Genomic DNA, 17,622 nt, shown 5'->3' with positions numbered 1-17,622 from the left:
AGATCGATGGCGGAGTGACGAATTGACCCAGCACACAGGCGAACTCGATCAGACGATCGCGCACCGACTCGAGCCGTGGACCGCGCGCTTGGGCGACGACCGCAAGGCCTACTTCCATCACGTGCTGCGGGTGCTGCGCCTGACCGACCTCCTGTTCACCCACAGCGGCGAACCCGGTGCACCGCCGAGCACTCGCGAGGAGTTCCGCACCGCGGCGGTCTTCCACGATCTGGGCATCTGGGCCGCAGGCACTTTCGACTATCTCGAACCGTCGTGCGCGCTGTCGTGCGACTGGCTGATCGCGCAGCGTCGCGAGGATCTCACCGAGGTCGTCGGCTCGATGATCCACGACCACCACCGCATCCGCCCGGCCGGCAAGCCCACCGACCCCGTCGAGCTGTTCCGACGCGCCGATCTGATCGACGTGTCCCTGGGCGCGATCCGCTTCGGCCTGCCGTATTCGGCCTACTCGACCCTGACGCGGCGCTACCCCGACAGCGGCTTCCACTACAAGCTGGTGGAGCTCACGATCCGGCGCGCACTGATCCATCCGCTGTCACCGCTGCCGATGATCCGCTGGTGAGAGGCTGATTCGCCGCCACTATTGTCACCGCGCCAATACTGCTGCACACTGGTGACCGTAACCACCGGTCACGCCTGGACCGGTGCTGTGCCGAGCCGAACTAGGAGACTGCATGGCCGCCAATCGGTCCAGCTGGATGAACGAGGACCTGGACGCCCTGCGCGACATGACCCGTGCGTTCATGGCCAAGGAACTCGTCCCCAATATCGACAAGTACCGCGATCAGCACCACGTCGACCGTGACCTGTGGAACAAGGCGGGCGAGGTCGGCCTGCTGTGCATCTCCATCCCGGAGGAGTACGGCGGCGGTGGCGGCACCTTCGCGCACGAGGCCGTGCTCATGGAGGAGCAGGCCCGCGCGGTGGACACCTCGTGGGGCATCAGCCTGCACAACGGCATCGTGGCCCACTACGTGCTCGCGTACGGCACCGAAGAGCAGAAGAAGCACTGGCTGCCGAAGATGGCCAGCGGCGAGGTCGTCGGCGCGATCGCGATGACCGAGCCCGGCACCGGCTCCGACCTGCAGGCCGTCAAGGCCAAGGCGATCCGCGACGGCGACGAGTACGTCATCAACGGCTCCAAGACCTTCATCACCAACGGCGCGCAGGCCGACCTGATCATCCTGGTCGCCAAGACCGACCCCACCCAGGGTGCGTCGGGCGTCTCGCTGGTGCTGGTCGAGGCCGACCGCGAAGGTTTCCGTCGCGGCCGGGTGCTGGACAAGATCGGCCAGAAGGGCCAGGACACCTCCGAGCTCTTCTTCGAGGACGTGCGCGTCCCGGTGACCAACCTGCTCGGCGACCAGGAGGGCCAGGGCTTCATCCAGCTGATGCAGCAGCTGCCCCAGGAGCGCCTGATCGTGTCGATGGGCGCGGTCGCGGGCATGGAGGTGGCGCTGGATCACACCCTGCGCTACACCAAGGAGCGCGAGGCGTTCGGTCGCACGGTGTTCAGTTTCCAGAACACCAAGTTCAAGCTGGCCGAGGTCGCCACCGAGGCCCGCATCGCGCGCGTGTTCATCGACGACTGCGTCGAAAAGCACATCCGCGGCGAACTCGACATCCCCACCGTGGCCATGGCGAAGTGGTGGACCACCGACAAAGCCATGCAGATCGCCGACACCTGTCTGCAGCTGTTCGGCGGCTACGGCTACATGAACGAGTACCCGATCGCGCGCATGTGGGTCGACAACCGCGTGCAGCTGATCTACGCGGGCACCAACGAGATCATGAAGGAGATCATCGCCCGAAGCCTGTAGTACCGCTTCGGATTCGACGATCCGCACCGGCCGCGAACACCTGTTCGCGGCCGGTTTTCGCTGTTGAGAGGCCATTTCGTGACCTATCCGGCGCCACGACCGAGCCGAATGTCCTTCGGAAGAAGATGGACAACGAGCAGGGGATGGTGCGGCGACAGTGGAGACGGACGGCGACGGTTCGACGGGACGACCCGAACAGGAACCGGTACTGCCGGACCGTGCGCAGATGATGCAGGCGGTCTGCGGGGTGGCAGGCGATGCCGACCCCGTGCTGTGCGCCGCGCACGAACTCGCCACCCTGCACGAACGCCGCGAACAGCAGCTCCCCGGTGACACCAGCGACATCGATTGGGCGCGTGCGCGTTTGGTGTGCGAAATCGACCGCTGGGTGGTTCTGCGCTCCCCCACTCCCGCCATCTCGGCGCCGATCCACACCGAGAGCATCGGCGCCGTCGTGGACCGCATGGCCCATTTCGCCGCCCTGACCTACCGTGCCCTGGCCTGCGGCGCCGAAGCCGACCTGCACGCCGCCCAACAACGCCTGCACGAATTGGCTTGCGGCTACGCCGATCTCATCGGTGAGGTAGCCAGCGGCGCACGCCGTCTCCCCGACGGCCTCGACGGCGACAGCCCGGAAAGCGATGGCCAACAACCGAGCCGGAACCTGCCGCATTCGGAGTAGCTGGGTTTCCGGCGACGGGCCACATCACTGCACGGTCGCCACCTCGGCGGTTTCCGGCCACATCGCCGTCCACGCGTGTTCAGTCCGCCGCCGTACCGTCACCGGTAGACGGCGAACGGAGCCCGACATGCTCGATCCGCGACTGCACACCACCTGGCTGGTCAACGCGGCATCGGGTGCCGCCGCGGCGACAGTGCGGGCACCGATGTCCAGGCCGTTCTCGTGGACGGGCGTGCGCGATCGGCTGGTCGTCACCGATCTCGAGGTCGTGACGGTCACCCACGACACGGCGATCCTCACCTGGTCCACCCATCGCCGCGATCGCGCAGGACGGTGGCACCCGGCGGCGTCGGACACCGAGGTTCGACTCGCACCGGCCGACAGTGCGGCCCCACCGGTGACCCGCTACTTCGACGCCCGCCGCACCGCGCATCACTACGCGGAGGTGCGCGGTCTCGAGCCGGGCCGCCGCTATCGGTTCACCGCCTGTTCCGACGGCGAAACCGCGGTGCCAGGGCGCACGTGGGTGACCCGTCGACCCGGAACTCCCGAGGTCACGGGCGTGTTCACGACCGCACCGCCACCGCCGGGACGGCTGCTGCGCACGATCGCGCTCGCCAACGACACACACTGGGGTGAGGAACGCAGCGGTCTGATCCTGGCCGGGCTGCCACCTGGTCTGCGCCACGACGACGGCCACTACCCGCAGGTCATGACCGAGGCGCTGCTCCACGATGTCCGTCGTCCCGAACGCGCGGCCGATCACCTGGTCATCGCGGGCGATCTCACCGATTGCGGGAGTGCCGAACAGTGCGCGGGCGTGGGTGCTCGCCTCGACGAGTGGGGTGTGCGAGGTCGCGACTACTTCGTCTGCCGCGGCAATCACGACGCGCCACGCGAGTCGGGCGACCACTGGGGTGCGGTGTTCGGGCCGTTCGGCCGGCTCAGTTGCCATGAGCTGGGCGGCTTACGTTTGATCGGTCTGGACACCACCCGTCGACGAGGTGCCGGCGGCATGATCAGCCCCGACCAAATCGCCCACCTGCGCGCGACATTGGCCGCCGACTCGGACATGCCGACCCTGGTCTTCGGCCATCACCCTGCGAGTCGCCATGCGGCGCTGAGCAATCCGGGTGGCCCCGGATTCGTCCTCGATCGCGCGAGCGCGGCCGCCCTGCAGGCCTGCTACCGAACGGCACCCGGCGTCTTCCTTCATCACAGCGGTCACACTCACCGAAATCGCCGCTCCCGCCCCGATTCTGTCGAATACCTGGAGGTAGCCGCGGTGAAGGAATACCCCGGCGGCTACGCGCTGCTGCGCATCTACGAACGCGGCTACACCGTCCACTTCCACCGCATCGCCGCCGCGGCAGCGCTGGCCTGGACCAGCAGAACCCGCAAGCAGTACTTCGGCCTGCACCCCGATCACGCTCTGGGCAGCCTCACGGACCGAAATCACGGTGCACGCCATGATTTCTCGGGCGTCACGACTGTGCGCTGATCTCAGAACATGCGCACTGCCACCAAACGCCAACCGTCCTTGGTGGATTCGACGCGGCCGGCGATGGCCAGTGTGCGCGGGCCGCGTTGATAGGACGCGAAGACTTCTGCCGCGCCGTCGTCGGTGGGTGTGAGTTTCACGCGAGACAGCGTGGCGCTGCCCAGGTTTCGTCCGGGGACCAGGTCTTGGGTGAGCATGGTGTTGATGGCGGCCAGGGCTCGTGCGTCGACGAAGGCGCGCAGGTGGCCCGGCGATCTCCGTCGGTCGACCACCTCGAGCAGCAGGCGTAGGACCTGTTCGGTGAATCGTTTTGCCCCCGAAGCTGATTCGACCGTAGGAGGCAAGGTTTGCGGGCACGACGCACGCACAGCCCTGCGGATACTGGCCGGCGTACCACCCGGCGCTCGTCGTCGAGCTGATCCGGTAACACGATGCGGCGCAGCAACATTCGTCGACACGGATCGCTGCACGATGGCCCCGTTCTCCAACTGCGGCTCGCAATGTGGTGCAGGCGACAACACCAATTCCTCCGTAGACATAAGCCCGTCCCCTTCGGCTGCCCTCCCACTCCCCAGTGGTGGCGCACAGCATGACACGGGGGTACGACAAGTGGGCGCGAAATCAACGCAGGTCACCTCACGTTGTCCACCTCCCGACCAGCCGGAAACCTGCGCGTAACACCGACTCTCGACATAAGTCCCGAATCGGGCGAACCGCCTCAGAACAACGTCATCGGTTCGTCCGGTGTGGGAGTCGGCTGCGCGGGCAGATCCGGGACGACCGCGCGGACCTCATCGTGAAAGCGGCGGGCCAGCTCTCGGGCGGCGGCGTTGTCGGGAGTGTGCACGAACACCGTCGGCGAGCGACCCTCCCGCAGCCAGCCGGCGACGGTGTCGACCCATGGAACCCAGCCCGCCACGGTGCGTTCGATGTCGGCGCGGCCGTGATAGCGCACGATCGGGTACTCGGTCAGCGCCCGCATCCGCCGCGGCACCCGAGGCTTCTTCGCCCGTGGCTCGTACTCCGACGGATCACCGGGCGGCCCGTCGAACAGGACGGTCGTATCGAAAGGCACCCACTCCGCGTCGATCCGCCCGAGCACCCGTTCCAACTGCACCGCGGCCCGCTCGTCTTCGAAAAAGGCCGGATGCCGCACCTCCACCGCGCAGCGCAACCCATCAGGCAGCGCCCGCTGGAACCGGGCCAGCGCACCCAGATCATTGGGCCCGAACGAAGCGGGCAACTGGATCCACAGCGCGTGCACCCGCGACCCGAGCGGTGCCATCACGTCGAGAAAAGCCCCGAGCTCACCCTCGGCGTCGACCAGCCGACGCTCGTGGGTCACCGAACGCGGCGGCTTGAGCACGAACCGGAAATCGGGCGCGGTCTGCGCGACCCACGACTGCACGGTCGACGCGGACGGTGTCGCGTAAAAGGTCGTGTTGCCCTCGACCGCCCCACAGTGCCCGGCATAGGCCCGCAACCGTTCCCGGGGCGCGGGCCACTGCGGGTGCGTCCACATCGCACACCCAACCCGCAGCTCACGCACAGCCCGACCGTAATACAGCCACCGCCCGCACCTAAAATGAGACCGGTTGCCACCATTCGCCCTGTGCGCGGTGGCGGGGTATCGACCCCCGCCGATCTTCCGGTGCGCACGACGGAAAGGGCCTGTGATGGCGATTCTCACCACCGAACGGCCCGGCGCTGTCACCGCGACTCGCGCGTGGCTCGGCGTGTGCGCGGCGATGGTCGCGATCGCGTGGGGCGGCAACGAGTTCACTCCGCTGCTGGTGATGTACAAACTCAACGGCCTGCCCCTGACCGCGGTCGACCTGCTGCTGTTCTACTACGTCTTCGGTATCGTGCCCGCGCTGCTCATCGGTGGCCCGCTCTCCGACCGCTTCGGCCGCCGCCCCCTGATGTTGCCCGCGCCGCTGATCGCCGCGGCCGGTTCGCTGCTGCTGGCGGCGGGCGCCGACTCGGTGCCGATGCTGGCCGCGGGACGCTTGCTCAGCGGTGTCGCGCTCGGATTGGCGATGGCGGTCGGCGGGAGCTGGCTCAAGGAACTGTCGCAACCACCGTTCGCCGAAGCAGTCGCGGGCAAGGGCGCTCGCCGCTCGGCGATGAGCCTCACCGCTGGTTTCGCGCTGGGCGCGGGCGTTGCGGGCACCCTGGCCCAGTGGGGTCCGCTGCCCGATTCCACCGCGTATCTCGTCAACGCGACGCTGTGTCTGGCGACCGCGTTCTGGGTGTTCAGAACACCGGAAACAGTGACCCGGCAAGCTGATTCGGGCCGATTGCGCGACGACCTGAAGATCCCCGCCGCCGGACATCGACGATTCCTGCGCGTGGCGGTGCCGATCGCCCTGTGGCTGTTCACCGCCAACGCCACCGCCTACGCCGTCCTGCCGACCCTCCTACTGCCGCGCGTGCAACAGGCCCCGATCGCCTTCTCCGCCCTGGTCACCATGGTGACGCTGGGCTGCGGTTTCACTATCCAATCCGTAGCCCGCCGCATCGACCGCCCCGGCACCGCCCGCGCCGCGGTGGTCGCGCTGGTGTTGCTCACCACCGGCATGGTCATGGCGGCGTGGACCGCGGCCACCCTGAGCATCTGGGTCACGCTGCTGACCGCTGTGGTCCTCGGCAGTGGCTACGGCATCGGCCTGGTCGCAGGCCTGCAGCAGATCGAACGCATCGCGGGCCCCAAGGACCTGGCCGGCCTGACCGCCGTCTTCTACTCGGTGAGCTACCTCGGCTTCGGCGTCCCGGCGTTGCTGTCCGCCCTGCACAGCGGTGCTGGTTTCGGCTACCCCGCGATGTACCTGGTCACCGCCGCGATCACCGCCTGCTGCCTGGCACTGGTCGCGGTGAATTATCGCGAAACAACCTGAACGCACCGACGGTCAGCACCGGCCCGCAGGTGATCGAGCGGGCTAGGCTGGTTGGCGTTATCGCTTCACGCCCGCCGGTCGGCATCGGCCGGATCGCCCAGTGAGGAGAGATCATGTCGGCACCTTCCAATGGCCTGCCCGTCGGTACTTGGGTCATCGACCCCGCCCATTCCACGCTGCAGTTCTCCGTGCGCCACCTGATGGTGAGCAAAGTGCGCGGTCGCTTCACCGATTTCTCCGGCACGCTCGTGGTCCATCCCGACGGCACCGCCGATGCCGATGTCCAGATGAACGTCGCCTCGGTCACCACCGACAACGCGCAACGCGACGGGCATCTGGCCACCGCGGACTTCTTCGACTCCGCCAACCACCCGATCGCCACCTTCAAAGCCACCGGTTTCAAGGCGCTGAGCACCGAGTTCTCGGTCACCGGCGATTTCTCCATTCGCGGCAACACCCACCCGGTCACCCTCGACGTCGAATTCCTCGGCACCGGCCCCGGCATGGCCGACGCCCCCGTCGCCGGTTTCAGCGCGACCGCCACCATCAACCGCCGCGATTTCGGCCTCACCACCGAGATGCCGATGGCCGACGGCGGCGCCGTGATCGGCGACAAGATCAACCTCTCGCTCGATGTCGAGGTCGGCCTCCAGAGCTGACCCGCGCGCAGGTCAGGAGGGCACATGTCGCGACGACGTTTCCGAGCCTGGCTCGCCGCCGGGCTGCTCGTGCTGGTCGCGGGTTGTGGTGGCACACCCACCGACCCCGACTTCGAATCCGCGGCCCCACCTGTCCCGACGATCTCGGTCGCGCCACAAGACGGTGCGACCGAGATCGACCCGCTGGGCCCGGTCCGCGTCAGTACCAGCGACGGCCAGCTCACCTCGGTCACCATGACAAACGAAGACGGCGGCACCGTCGAGGGCCTGCTCACCCCTGACCAATCGGCCTGGAAACCTTCTGAACCGCTGGGCTACGGCCGCACCTACACCATCACCGCCGAGGCGGTCACCGTCACCGGCACGGTCGGCCCGATCACCTCCTCGTTCTCCACCCTGGCACCCAACAACCAGACCGTGGTCTCCTTCCGCACCACCGGCGGCGTCCCACTGTCGACATCGACCACCTTCGGTGTCGGCACGGTCGTGGTCGCGCATTTCGACGAAGACGTCCCCGACCGCGCCACCGCCGAAAAACACCTGGCCGTCACCACCGAGCCGCCCGTCGTGGGCTCCTGGTACTGGACCGACAACCGCAACGCGCACTGGCGCCCCGAGAAATACTTCGCCTCTGGCACCAAGGTCACGCTCGCCGCCGACATCTACGGCAAGGACCTGGGCGGCGGCCTCTACGGCCAGCAGGACACCAAGACCAGCTTCACCATCGGCGACTCGCACGTGTCGATCGTCGACGACAACGACAAGCAGGTGCAGGTCTTCGACAACGGCACCCTGATCAAATCCATGCCCACCTCGCTGGGCCGGGGCGGCAGCGAGACCGTCGCGGGCAAGACCATCACCTTCTGGACCCAGCCGGGCATCTACACGGTGATGGAGAAGGCCAATCCGGTGATCATGGATTCCTCCACCTACGGCCTGCCGGTGAACTCGCGCCTGGGCTACAAGGAAACCATCGGCTGGGCGACCAAGATCAGCACCGACGGCATCTACCTGCACCAACTCGACGACACCGTCTGGGCGCAGGGCAACACCAATGTCTCGCACGGCTGCCTCAACCTCAGCGGCGAGAACGCCCGCTGGTTCTACAACTTCTCCCAACCCGGCGACGTCGTCGAGATCCGCAACACCGGCGGCGCCCCGCTCGAGGTGTGGCAGAACGGTGATTGGGGTGTGCCGTGGGCACAGTGGCAGGCGGGTAGCGCGCTACGGTGAACGCGCACAACGACTTTCCGCCGCCGCGCCGCGGGCCACAGCGGGTGGGCAAGCGCGTGGCCGCCAGCCACCGCGCGACCAAATCGGGCCGTGCGCGCCGAGTCGCGATGATCGCGGCCAGGCTTCTGGTGGCCAGCACCGCGTTGGCCGTGCTCGCGGGCACCGGCCTGGCCTGGTCGGCCACGCAGGATATCGACACCGGCTTCACCCACTCCACCGCGCTGGGCGAGGACCCGCCACGATCGCGCGGCGGCGCCGTGAACATCCTGCTGATCGGCCTCGATACCCGAAAAGACCTCAACGGCAACGACTTACCGCAACAGATACTGGACCAGTTGCACGCGGGCGACGGCACCGAGGGCGGCTACAACGCGAATTCGCTGATCCTGCTGCACATTCCGGCCGATGCGAGCAAGGTGGTCGCGTTCTCGATCCCTCGTGACAACTACGTCCCGGTCACCGGTATCCCCGGCTACACCCAGCTCAAGATCAAAGAAGCCTACGGGCTGAAAAAGGCTGCGGTGCAGGCGATGTTGATCGAGCGGGGCGAGACGGACCCGGTGGTCCTGGAGCGTCGCGGTCGTGAGGCCGGGCGCGCGTCCATCGTGACCACGGTGCGCAATCTGGTCGGCGTGCCGATCGACCGCTTCGCCGAGATCTCCCTGGCCGGCTTCTACGACCTGGCCACCGCGGTCGGCGGTGTCGACGTGTGCCTGAACAATGCCGTCGACGACAGCGAGTTCTCCGGCGCGGTCTTCCCCGCGGGCCACCAGCATCTCGACGGTGCGCAAGCGCTGGCGTTCGTGCGTCAACGTCACGGCTTGTTCAACGGCGACCTGGACCGCACCCACCGCCAGCAGGCCTTTCTCACCTCGGTGGCCAAGTCGCTCAGGGATTCCGGGACGCTGACCAACCTGCACCAGCTGTCGGAGCTGATGGATGTGGCGCATCGCGATGTGGTGTTGTCGCAGGGCTGGAATCTGTTCGACTTCGCCCGCGACCTCGGCGCCGCCGGTTCGGTGCCGGTGGAGTTCCGCACGCTGCCGGTGGTGCGCTACGACGTGATCGACGGACAGGACGTGAACATCGTCGACCCGGACGCGATCAAACGTGAGGTGCGCGCGGCCTTCGGCCAGGAAACACCACCCGCCGAGCCGAGCGCGACAACTTCCCCGCCGACAACAACATCGGACACCATGCCGCTGCCCGACGCGATGCCACTACCCGACGCCGGACAACCGATCTCCACCGAGCTCGGCGACACCATCCCCTGCGTCAACTGAACCGGTCGGCCACCGGAATACCCAGTGGCCGACCGTCTTTCACTCTTCGGGAGCGTCCGGATACGCCTGCTGCCGGTATCCGCCCCGCAACGTCCCGTCCAGGTACGCCGCCTTGCACGCCCGCCGCGCGATCTTCCCGCTCGACGTCCGCGGAATCGACCCCGCCGGCACCAGCAGCAGATCGCGCACCATCACCCCATGCCTGCGCGCGATCGCCGCCCGCACCGTCTCGGTGATCGGCCCCGGCTCCAATTTCGCAGCGCCGGTGCCTCTTTCGGCCACGATCACCAACTGCTCCGCGTCGGGATCGGACGCACTGCCCGCAGCCTGCACCGCCGCAGGCAACTCCCCCGCCCGCACCGAGAACGCCGCGATGAAACCGGGCCGCAACGCCGTACTGGCTTCCTGCGCCGAATATTCCAGATCCTGCGGATAGTGGTTGCGGCCATCCACGATCACCAGGTCCTTCACCCGACCGGTGATGAACAGTTCACCATCGTGATAGGCACCGAAATCGCCGGTCCGCATCCACTTCGCGTCATCGGGCGCACCCTGCGCCCGACTGCCCGCCTGCGTACGCGCGATCACGCGATTGTGGAAGGTTTCCGCGGTCTCCTCCGGCCGTCCCCAGTACCCGATGCCCATATTGTCACCGTGCAACCAGATCTCGCCGACCTCGCCGTCACGGCGCTCGATCCCGGTGTCCGGGTCCACGATCGCCGCCCACTGCGAACGCGCCACATGCCCACACGACACCTGCGCCACCGCGTTCGCGGCGTGCTCGTCGCACTCCACCATCCGGCCCTCGTTGAGCTGCCCGCGATCGACATAGACCACCCGCGCCTCGTCGTCGCGCTTGGTCGCCGACACGAACAGCGTCGCCTCGGCCATCCCGTAGCAGGGCTTGATCGCGGTCTTGGACAGCCCGTACGGCGCGAACGCCTCGTTGAACTTGCGCATCGAGGCCACCGACACCGGCTCGCTGCCGTTGATCAGCCCGATCACATTCGACAGGTCAAGACTCTCGTCACCCTTGGGCAGCCCGCGCATCGCCGCGTGTTCGAACGCGAAGTTCGGTGCCGCGGAATAGATTTCGGCACCGTCGGCCTGCGCGGCCAGTTCCTTGATCCACCGCGAGGGCCTGCGCACGAACGCGCTGGGCGACATGATGGTGATGAACTTGCCGCCGATGGTCGGCAGGATCACCGTGAGCAGCCCCATGTCGTGGAACAGCGGCAGCCACGTGACCCCGCGCGCGTTCTCGGTGATCCCGATGGCGTCGATCATCTGCAGCAGATTGGTGCCCACCGAGCGGTGCGTGATCTCCACACCGGCCGGAACCCTGGTGGACCCGGAGGTGTACTGCAGATACGCCACACTGTCGATGTTGATATCGGGCCTGCGCCACCGCGAGCCGACCGCGTCCGGAATCGCTTCCACCGCAATGATTCTTGGCCGTTGCGCGGCGGGCTGTTCGCGGAAGAAGTTGCGCACGCCCGCGGCCGCGCTGCCGATGGTGAGCACCGCGGCGGGCTCGCAGTCGCCCAGCACCGCGTGCAGCCGGTCGCTGTGGCCCTGCTCCTCCGGATCGAACAGCGGCACCGCCACATTGCCCGCGTACACCGCCGCGAACAGCGCGACCACGTAGTCCAGACCCTGCGGCGCCAGCACGGCCACCCGGTCGCCGGGCTGGGTCACCTGCTGCAGCCGTGCCGCCACCGCGCGCAACCGCACGCCGAATTCGCGCCAGGTCAGTTCCTGGTATTCGCCCTCGCGTTCCCGTGAATAGTCGATGAAGCGGTAGGCCAGATCGTCCCCGTTGGCCTCGCTGTGCTTGTCGACGAAGTCGATCAAGGTCTGATCACCGGGAATCCGAATTGTCCCCAGTTCGTCTACATAGTCGTCGAATGTCTCGCCGATCATTCCCCATCCTTTTCAACGCACCGTGACCAGAGGCCGCCGCCAACAACGCCGAATCGTCAGTACCGACCGAACGTCAGGGCGACGTTGTGACCACCGAATCCGAAGGAGTTGTTCACCGCGTAATCGATACGCCCGCGCCGTGCCTGACCCGACACCACGTCCAAATCGATGGCGGGGTCCTGATTGTCCAAATTCAGGGTGGGCGGAATGATGCTGTCGCGCACGCTGAGCACGGTCAGTACCGATTCCAGCGCACCGACCGCGCCGATCGAATGTCCCAGTGCCGATTTCGGCGCGTACACCGAGGCGTGCGAGCCGATCGCCTTGCCGATCGCATTGGCCTCGGCGGTGTCGCCGATGGGCGTGGCGGTGGCGTGGGCGTTGATGTGGGTCACGTCGGTGCGGGTGATCCCGCCGGTCTGCATCGCCCGCGTCATCGCCCGCGCGGCGCCGGTGCCCTCGGGATCCGGTGCCACCAGGTGGAATCCGTCGGAGGTGACGCCCGCGCCCAGCAGTCGCGCGTGGATCGTGGCGCCGCGTGCCTTGGCGTGCTCCTCGGTCTCGATCACCATCATCGCGCCTGCCTCGCCGAACACGAACCCGTCGCGGTCACGGTCGAACGGTCGCGAGGCCGCCTTGGGATCGTGATTGCGCGTGCTCATGGCCCGCATCTGGGTGAACGCCGCGATCGGCACCGCTTGGATAGACCCCTCGACACCGCCGGTGACCACCATGTCGGCATCGCCCATCACGATCATCCGCCAGGCATTGGCGATCGCCTCCGAGCCCGACGAGCACGCCGACACCGGGGTGGAAACCCCGGCGCGCGCACCCAATTCGATGCCGACGCAGGCCGCGGGACCGTTGGGCATGATGGCCTGCACGGTCAGCGGCGAGACCTTGCGATAACCGCCGTTGCGCAGCCGATCACGCGCGTAGATCAGCGATTCCGCACCGCCAAGACCCGTGCCGATCGAGACGCCGAGCCGGTCGCGGTCCACCTCGGGACTGCCCGCGTTGCGCCATACCTCGCGGCCCAGTGCCACGGCCATCTGCTCGACATACGAAAGCTTGCGCGCCTCTTCGCGGGTGAGCGACAGGGTGGGCGACACCGCCAGATGTCCGCCGATCCGCACCGGGAGTTCGAAATCGTCGATGAAGGAATCTTCCAGGACGTCGATACCGCTCTCGCCGTTGAGCAGACCCTTCCAGGTCGAATCGACGTCGCCCGCGATCGACGTGGTCGCCGCCAGGCTCGTGACCACGATGTCCGTCATAATTTTTCGCTCACTCTCTCTAGCTATGCCACGACTGAACGGGAACCGCTGATGGAGCTGAACTGGTGGAGCGTATATGCACTCGGCGCGACGCGCCCAAATTCTTCGAACAGTGCGTAAGAGCACCGTGTCGTTTCCAGGCGCGATGCGCCGGGTCTATTGTGACGACGGGCAACACTACCGGACCGACGCAACTTGGGAGCTTTTCACTAACCGGAAAGGGCGAACGAGCGTGGCCAGGAACCTGACCCAACTGGAACTACTGATCGAGCTGGAACCCATCGCCGCGGGCAATGTCAACCGACACCTGTCGATGGCCAAGGATTGGCACCCCCACGATTATGTGCCGTGGGATCGCGGCCGCAACTTCGCCGCGCTGGGCGGAATCGATTGGGACCCAGAACAATCCGCGTTGAGCGAGCTGGCCAAGGCGGCGATGGTCACCAACCTGCTCACCGAGGACAACCTGCCCTCCTACCATCGCGAGATCGCCGAGAACTTCTCCAAGGACGGGGCGTGGGGAACCTGGGTGGGTCGCTGGACCGCCGAGGAGAACCGGCACGGCATCGTGATCCGCGACTACCTCGTGGTGACCCGTGGCGTGGACCCCGTGGCGCTGGAACAGGCGCGAATGATCCACATGACCAACGGCTATTCGGCGATGGCCGTGGTCGATGACAAGGCCCCTGGCTTCGACATCAACTCCGCCTCGGGCGCGGGATTCCTGTTCTCGGTGGCCTATGTGACCTTCCAGGAGCTGGCCACCCGGGTCAGCCACCGCAATACCGGTCGCGTGTGCGACGACCCGATCGCGGACAAGATGTTGGCCCGCATCGCCGCCGACGAGAACCTGCACATGATCTTCTACCGCAACCTGTGCGCCGCCTCGCTGGACCTGGCCCCCGACCAGACCATGGAGGCGATCAACACCATCGTGCAGAACTTTCAGATGCCCGGCGCCGGGATGCCGGGCTGGCGACGCAACGGCGTGCTGATGGCCAAGCACGGCATCTACGACCTGCGCCAGCATCTGGAAGAGGTGCTGCTGCCGGTGCTGCGCAAGTGGAATGTGTTCGAGCGCACCGACTTCGGGCCGCGCGGCGAACAAGCCCGCGAGGACCTGGCGGTGTTCCTCGAGCGGCTGCGCGGCGACGTGCTGCGCTTCGAGGAGCAACGCGATCGTTCACTGGCACGCGCGGCCGCACGCGAAGCGCAACTGGTCTGATCGGCGCCGGCCCGGCCGCTACCGGGCCGGGTCGCGGCGCGCGTGATTCTTGTTGCGGTACATCGCCGTATCCGCGGCGTGCACCAATTCGTCTACGGCACAGGGCAATTGCTCGAAGAACGCGGTGCCGATACTCACCCCGACCGCGAGCATGTGCCCGTCGACCTCCAGCGGTTCGGTCAGCGCGGCCATCAACTCGTCGGCCAGCTGCGCCAATTGCTTTTCGCCCGAACAGTTTTCGACCAGTACGAGGAACTCGTCACCACCGATACGGGCGGCCATGGCATCGACTCCACGCACCGCGGCCACCATCCGGTCGGCGACCACCCGCAGCACACGATCCCCGATCATGTGCCCCCACAGATCGTTGATCTCCTTGAAACCGTCGAGGTCCAGATAGCAGATCCCGATCGGGGCCCGGGCACTGCCCAACCGGGTGAACAGGTGCGGGCGATTCGGCAGGCCGGTGAGCGCGTCGTGATTGGCTTCGTGCCACAACCGGTCGGCCAGCTGCTTGCGTTCGGTGACATCGACCGCGACACCGATCAGGAATTGGATGCCACCGTCGGCGTCGCGTACCGCCGACATCGACAGGTCGATCGCGGTCACCCGACCGTCGGTGTGCAGATGTTCGGTCTCGGTGCGGAAGCTCTCGGATTCGCCGGCGACCATGCGCTGCAACTGGTCGAACGCGTCGTTCAGGTTCTGTGGGCCGAGGATGTCGGCGACGGTGCGCCCGGGCATGGTCTCCGGGGTCTGACCGATCATGTGGGCCAGGGTCGCGTTGCAGTTCACCACCTGACCGGTCATGTCGACCGTGCCGATCCCGACCGAGGCGCCGTCGAAGACCGCCTCGAAACGTGCTTCCGACAGGGCCCGGCGATGCTCGGCTTCCCTGGCGGCTGCCAGTACCGCGGCCAGCGTGGCTTCCTGCTCGGCCAGTGCGGCGGCCCGCAGGGCGGCGGTGAACCCGGCCGCGAAGTCGGCGGCCAGGCCGATCGCGCGGTCGCGGATCTGCGGCAGCGCGGGGTCATCGGGGCCGTCGGTGGCGATGTCGACCAGGTCGGTGCAGATCACCCGCACCGAACGACTCACCGCGGCGGGATCTCGATAGTTGGCCGCGACCAGCATCCGCGCCGCCCGGCGCGCGGAATCGCCATCCTCGCCGCCACGCGCCGCGTCGATCAAGCCGCTGCCCAGCGCGGCCAGCATCTCCTCGATCTGCGTGCGATTGAGGGTGGGGGCGACGACGCCGTCGAGGGCATCAGCCCATCGCGCCGCCAACTCCCACGACCCCACTGCTGCTCCACCTGTCCATCGTCTATCGCACCGCCACCGTCGGGCGGCTCATACCTTGCGCGCAACCCCGCCCAGACCCAACGAACGGCCCGGCTGCTCGTGTTGATCACGCTGCGACTCGGGCCGCCACAACGGCAGCTCGACCACGCCGGGTTCGACCGAATCCCAACCCTGGAACAACTCGACGATCTGGTCTTTGGATCGGAAGATGATGCCGATCTTGTTCACGGTCGCCGACTGCTCACCCAGTTTACCGGCGTCCTCGGGCCGAAGCTCTGACGTGAGATGTGAAATGGCTATGAAACTGCCGGGCGCCACCGCCTCACGCAGGGCAGCCACCTTGCCGACCGGGTCCTCGTCGTCGGCCACCAGGTGCAGCACCGCGATGAGCAGCAGTCCGACCGGCTCGTCGAAGTCGATCAGCCCGGTCTCGCGGACCGCGGCCAGCAGGTCGTCGGACTTGCGCAGATCGGCTTCGATCGCGCCCGCCCGGTCGTTGCCCGCCAGAATGGTCCGCGAATGCACGACGGCGACCGGGTCGATGTCGACATAGAGGACCCGCGCTTCGGGGTCCAGTTCGTGGACGATCTCGTGCACGTTGCCCGCGGTGGGGATGCCCGATCCGATGTCGAGGAACTGCCGGATCCCGGCATCGAGCATGAACCGGACCGCCCGGCGCAGGAAGGCTCGATTGCTCAGCGCCAGGCGCGGCAGGTCGGGGACGAGCTTGATGCCCATCTCCGCGGCCATCCGGTCCACCGCGAAGTTGTGCGAACCACCCAGCAGCGCGTCATACATCCGAGCCGGGCTCGGCTTATCCATGTCGACGCCTTCGGGTGCCCACGTAGGCCTGTCCATTCGAATCCCCTTATCTGCCAACCACACTTCGACAGCGCAACCCCGCAGTAACGCCAGTCGCATAGTAGACGGCAGCACCGACATCAGCGCGGCGATCAGTTAGCACAGCTCATGGACATAACTAACAATGCCGCGAGGGTCCAGGGGTCGGTGTCTACTTCTCCGTGCCGAACGGCTGCGCCCAGAGAGGGGCGACATCCGGGGTCATGGTGGCCACCACGGGGATGCCCGCCGCCACGAAGTTGTCCAGTGCACGCCGCATATGGTCGGCGGAGGTGATCAGGACCGCTTTGGTCACGCCGAGCGCCTCCATCATCCGCGCCGAGAACTCGGCATTCTGCACCGTGGAACCGGCTTCGGTCTCCGCGTGCAACCGGTGCCGGGCAACGCCGCGGATGTTGAGCCAGTCGGCCATCACCTGCGCCTCCGTGATGCCGTTGCGCGGGTTGCCGCCGGTCACGATCACCGGCGACTCGGGTGACATGTAGGCCTGAATCAGCGCCGCGTGCAAGCGATTTCCCAGTTCGGCGCGCATCGTGCCATCGGGCAGCAACCCGTATCCCAGCACTACGATCGCGGTCTCGGGCCCGTAGGTGGCGGGCAGTTCGATGCCGGCGATACCGGCGATGGAGTCGGCCACGCCGATCAGCGGATCGGGGGCGGCGACACTGGGTGCCGCGGTGGCAACGACGGCACCGATCAGTGCCGCCGGCAGTACGAGACGTGTGAAGAGCCAATCCATGGTGACCTCCCGAAGCGACGTGGGATCATCGTCGCTCACCAGCACTTCGGGCACGCGGGTTTTCTGAAATATCGATGGTTCGGACCGCGATGCGCCGGTCTCCGAACGGTTCGGGAACGCAAAAAGGCCCCCAACCAATGGTTGGGGGCCTTTCGCAATGATGTTCCGGCAGTGTCCTACTCTCCCACACCCTGTCGAGTGC

General features: G+C 67.0%; 16 protein-coding genes. 9 read left to right on the top strand and 7 right to left on the bottom strand.

Annotation, left to right across the window (positions count from 1 at the left end; all coding sequences use genetic code 11):
• Window positions 1-22: 22 nt before the first annotated feature.
• From ACFWU5_RS25930 to ACFWU5_RS25915, 4 genes are all read left to right on the top strand, one after another.
• Window positions 23-583 (top strand): hypothetical protein, encoded by a 561-nt coding sequence (locus tag ACFWU5_RS25930; protein WP_379269372.1) that lies wholly within the window; start codon window positions 23-25, stop codon window positions 581-583.
• A gap of 112 nt (window positions 584-695) precedes the next feature.
• Window positions 696-1,841, top strand: coding sequence for an acyl-CoA dehydrogenase family protein (locus ACFWU5_RS25925; protein WP_379269371.1), 1,146 nt, complete (start codon window positions 696-698; stop codon window positions 1,839-1,841).
• A 157-nt stretch (window positions 1,842-1,998) separates the two neighbouring features.
• The gene (locus tag ACFWU5_RS25920) at window positions 1,999-2,523 is read left to right on the top strand and encodes a DUF4254 domain-containing protein (protein WP_379269369.1); all 525 of its coding nucleotides are present in this window, start codon (window positions 1,999-2,001) and stop codon (window positions 2,521-2,523) included.
• Window positions 2,524-2,650: 127 nt separating this feature from the next.
• On the top strand, window positions 2,651-4,024 hold the full coding sequence (locus ACFWU5_RS25915; protein WP_379269368.1) for a metallophosphoesterase: 1,374 nt from the start codon (window positions 2,651-2,653) through the stop codon (window positions 4,022-4,024).
• 2 nt (window positions 4,025-4,026) lie between these two features.
• Here ACFWU5_RS25915 and ACFWU5_RS25910 read toward each other — a convergent pair whose 3' ends face one another.
• Both ACFWU5_RS25910 and ACFWU5_RS25905 read right to left on the bottom strand, forming a co-directional pair.
• Complete coding sequence (locus ACFWU5_RS25910; RefSeq protein WP_379269366.1) at window positions 4,027-4,392, bottom strand: Rv3235 family protein; 366 nt, start codon at window positions 4,390-4,392, stop codon at window positions 4,027-4,029.
• 350 nt (window positions 4,393-4,742) lie between these two features.
• Window positions 4,743-5,573, bottom strand: a complete 831-nt coding sequence (locus ACFWU5_RS25905; protein WP_379269364.1) for a DUF72 domain-containing protein — start codon at window positions 5,571-5,573, stop codon at window positions 4,743-4,745.
• A 127-nt stretch (window positions 5,574-5,700) separates the two neighbouring features.
• Between ACFWU5_RS25905 and ACFWU5_RS25900 the strand changes: the two genes are divergently transcribed.
• The 4 genes from ACFWU5_RS25900 to ACFWU5_RS25885 all read left to right on the top strand — a co-directional run bounded on the left by ACFWU5_RS25900 (window position 5,701) and on the right by ACFWU5_RS25885 (window position 10,096).
• Entirely contained in the window at window positions 5,701-6,921 is a 1,221-nt protein-coding gene (locus tag ACFWU5_RS25900; RefSeq protein ID WP_379269363.1) for an MFS transporter, read from the top strand.
• A 113-nt stretch (window positions 6,922-7,034) separates the two neighbouring features.
• Window positions 7,035-7,580, top strand: a complete 546-nt coding sequence (locus ACFWU5_RS25895; RefSeq protein ID WP_379269362.1) for a YceI family protein — start codon at window positions 7,035-7,037, stop codon at window positions 7,578-7,580.
• Between the two features lie 24 nt (window positions 7,581-7,604).
• Entirely contained in the window at window positions 7,605-8,813 is a 1,209-nt protein-coding gene (locus ACFWU5_RS25890) for an Ig-like domain-containing protein (protein ID WP_379269360.1), read from the top strand.
• Window positions 8,810-10,096, top strand: coding sequence for an LCP family protein (locus ACFWU5_RS25885; protein ID WP_379269359.1), 1,287 nt, complete (start codon window positions 8,810-8,812; stop codon window positions 10,094-10,096). The genes ACFWU5_RS25890 and ACFWU5_RS25885 overlap by 4 nt, the downstream gene beginning before the upstream one ends.
• 39 nt (window positions 10,097-10,135) lie before the next feature.
• Here the strand turns inward: ACFWU5_RS25885 and fadD32 are convergent, their stop codons facing one another.
• On the bottom strand, window positions 10,136-12,019 hold the full coding sequence (fadD32, locus tag ACFWU5_RS25880) for a long-chain-fatty-acid--AMP ligase FadD32 (protein ID WP_379269357.1): 1,884 nt from the start codon (window positions 12,017-12,019) through the stop codon (window positions 10,136-10,138).
• A 56-nt stretch (window positions 12,020-12,075) separates the two neighbouring features.
• Window positions 12,076-13,323, bottom strand: coding sequence for a KasA/KasB family beta-ketoacyl-ACP synthase (locus ACFWU5_RS25875; protein WP_379245128.1), 1,248 nt, complete (start codon window positions 13,321-13,323; stop codon window positions 12,076-12,078).
• A 205-nt stretch (window positions 13,324-13,528) separates the two neighbouring features.
• On the opposite strand from ACFWU5_RS25875, the gene ACFWU5_RS25870 reads away from it, so the two are divergent.
• Window positions 13,529-14,521, top strand: coding sequence for an acyl-ACP desaturase (locus ACFWU5_RS25870; protein ID WP_379269356.1), 993 nt, complete (start codon window positions 13,529-13,531; stop codon window positions 14,519-14,521).
• 18 nt (window positions 14,522-14,539) lie between these two features.
• Here ACFWU5_RS25870 and ACFWU5_RS25865 read toward each other — a convergent pair whose 3' ends face one another.
• The 3 genes from ACFWU5_RS25865 to ACFWU5_RS25855 all read right to left on the bottom strand — a co-directional run bounded on the left by ACFWU5_RS25865 (window position 14,540) and on the right by ACFWU5_RS25855 (window position 17,420).
• Entirely contained in the window at window positions 14,540-15,820 is a 1,281-nt protein-coding gene (locus tag ACFWU5_RS25865; RefSeq protein ID WP_379269354.1) for a diguanylate cyclase domain-containing protein, read from the bottom strand.
• Between the two features lie 48 nt (window positions 15,821-15,868).
• Window positions 15,869-16,678 (bottom strand): SAM-dependent methyltransferase, encoded by an 810-nt coding sequence (locus tag ACFWU5_RS25860; RefSeq protein ID WP_379269352.1) that lies wholly within the window; start codon window positions 16,676-16,678, stop codon window positions 15,869-15,871.
• A 154-nt stretch (window positions 16,679-16,832) separates the two neighbouring features.
• Window positions 16,833-17,420 (bottom strand): YdcF family protein, encoded by a 588-nt coding sequence (locus tag ACFWU5_RS25855; protein WP_379244781.1) that lies wholly within the window; start codon window positions 17,418-17,420, stop codon window positions 16,833-16,835.
• Window positions 17,421-17,622: the final 202 nt, after the last annotated feature.

Origin of the sequence: Nocardia sp. NPDC058640 (assembly GCF_042716995.1) — a bacterium.
Lineage (GTDB): Bacteria > Actinomycetota > Actinomycetes > Mycobacteriales > Mycobacteriaceae > Nocardia.
This window is presented reverse-complemented; position numbering and strand designations above follow the sequence as displayed.

Coding starts and splice junctions, on each gene's coding strand:
- ACFWU5_RS25915 (WP_379269368.1), top strand. CDS start 2,651: ATGCTCGATCCGCGACTGCACACCACCTGGCTGGTCAACGCGGCATCG.
- ACFWU5_RS25925 (WP_379269371.1), top strand. CDS start 696: ATGGCCGCCAATCGGTCCAGCTGGATGAACGAGGACCTGGACGCCCTG.
- ACFWU5_RS25860 (WP_379269352.1), bottom strand. CDS start 16,678: ATGGACAGGCCTACGTGGGCACCCGAAGGCGTCGACATGGATAAGCCG.
- ACFWU5_RS25895 (WP_379269362.1), top strand. CDS start 7,035: ATGTCGGCACCTTCCAATGGCCTGCCCGTCGGTACTTGGGTCATCGAC.
- ACFWU5_RS25890 (WP_379269360.1), top strand. CDS start 7,605: ATGTCGCGACGACGTTTCCGAGCCTGGCTCGCCGCCGGGCTGCTCGTG.
- ACFWU5_RS25855 (WP_379244781.1), bottom strand. CDS start 17,420: ATGGATTGGCTCTTCACACGTCTCGTACTGCCGGCGGCACTGATCGGT.
- fadD32 (WP_379269357.1), bottom strand. CDS start 12,019: ATGATCGGCGAGACATTCGACGACTATGTAGACGAACTGGGGACAATT.
- ACFWU5_RS25900 (WP_379269363.1), top strand. CDS start 5,701: ATGGCGATTCTCACCACCGAACGGCCCGGCGCTGTCACCGCGACTCGC.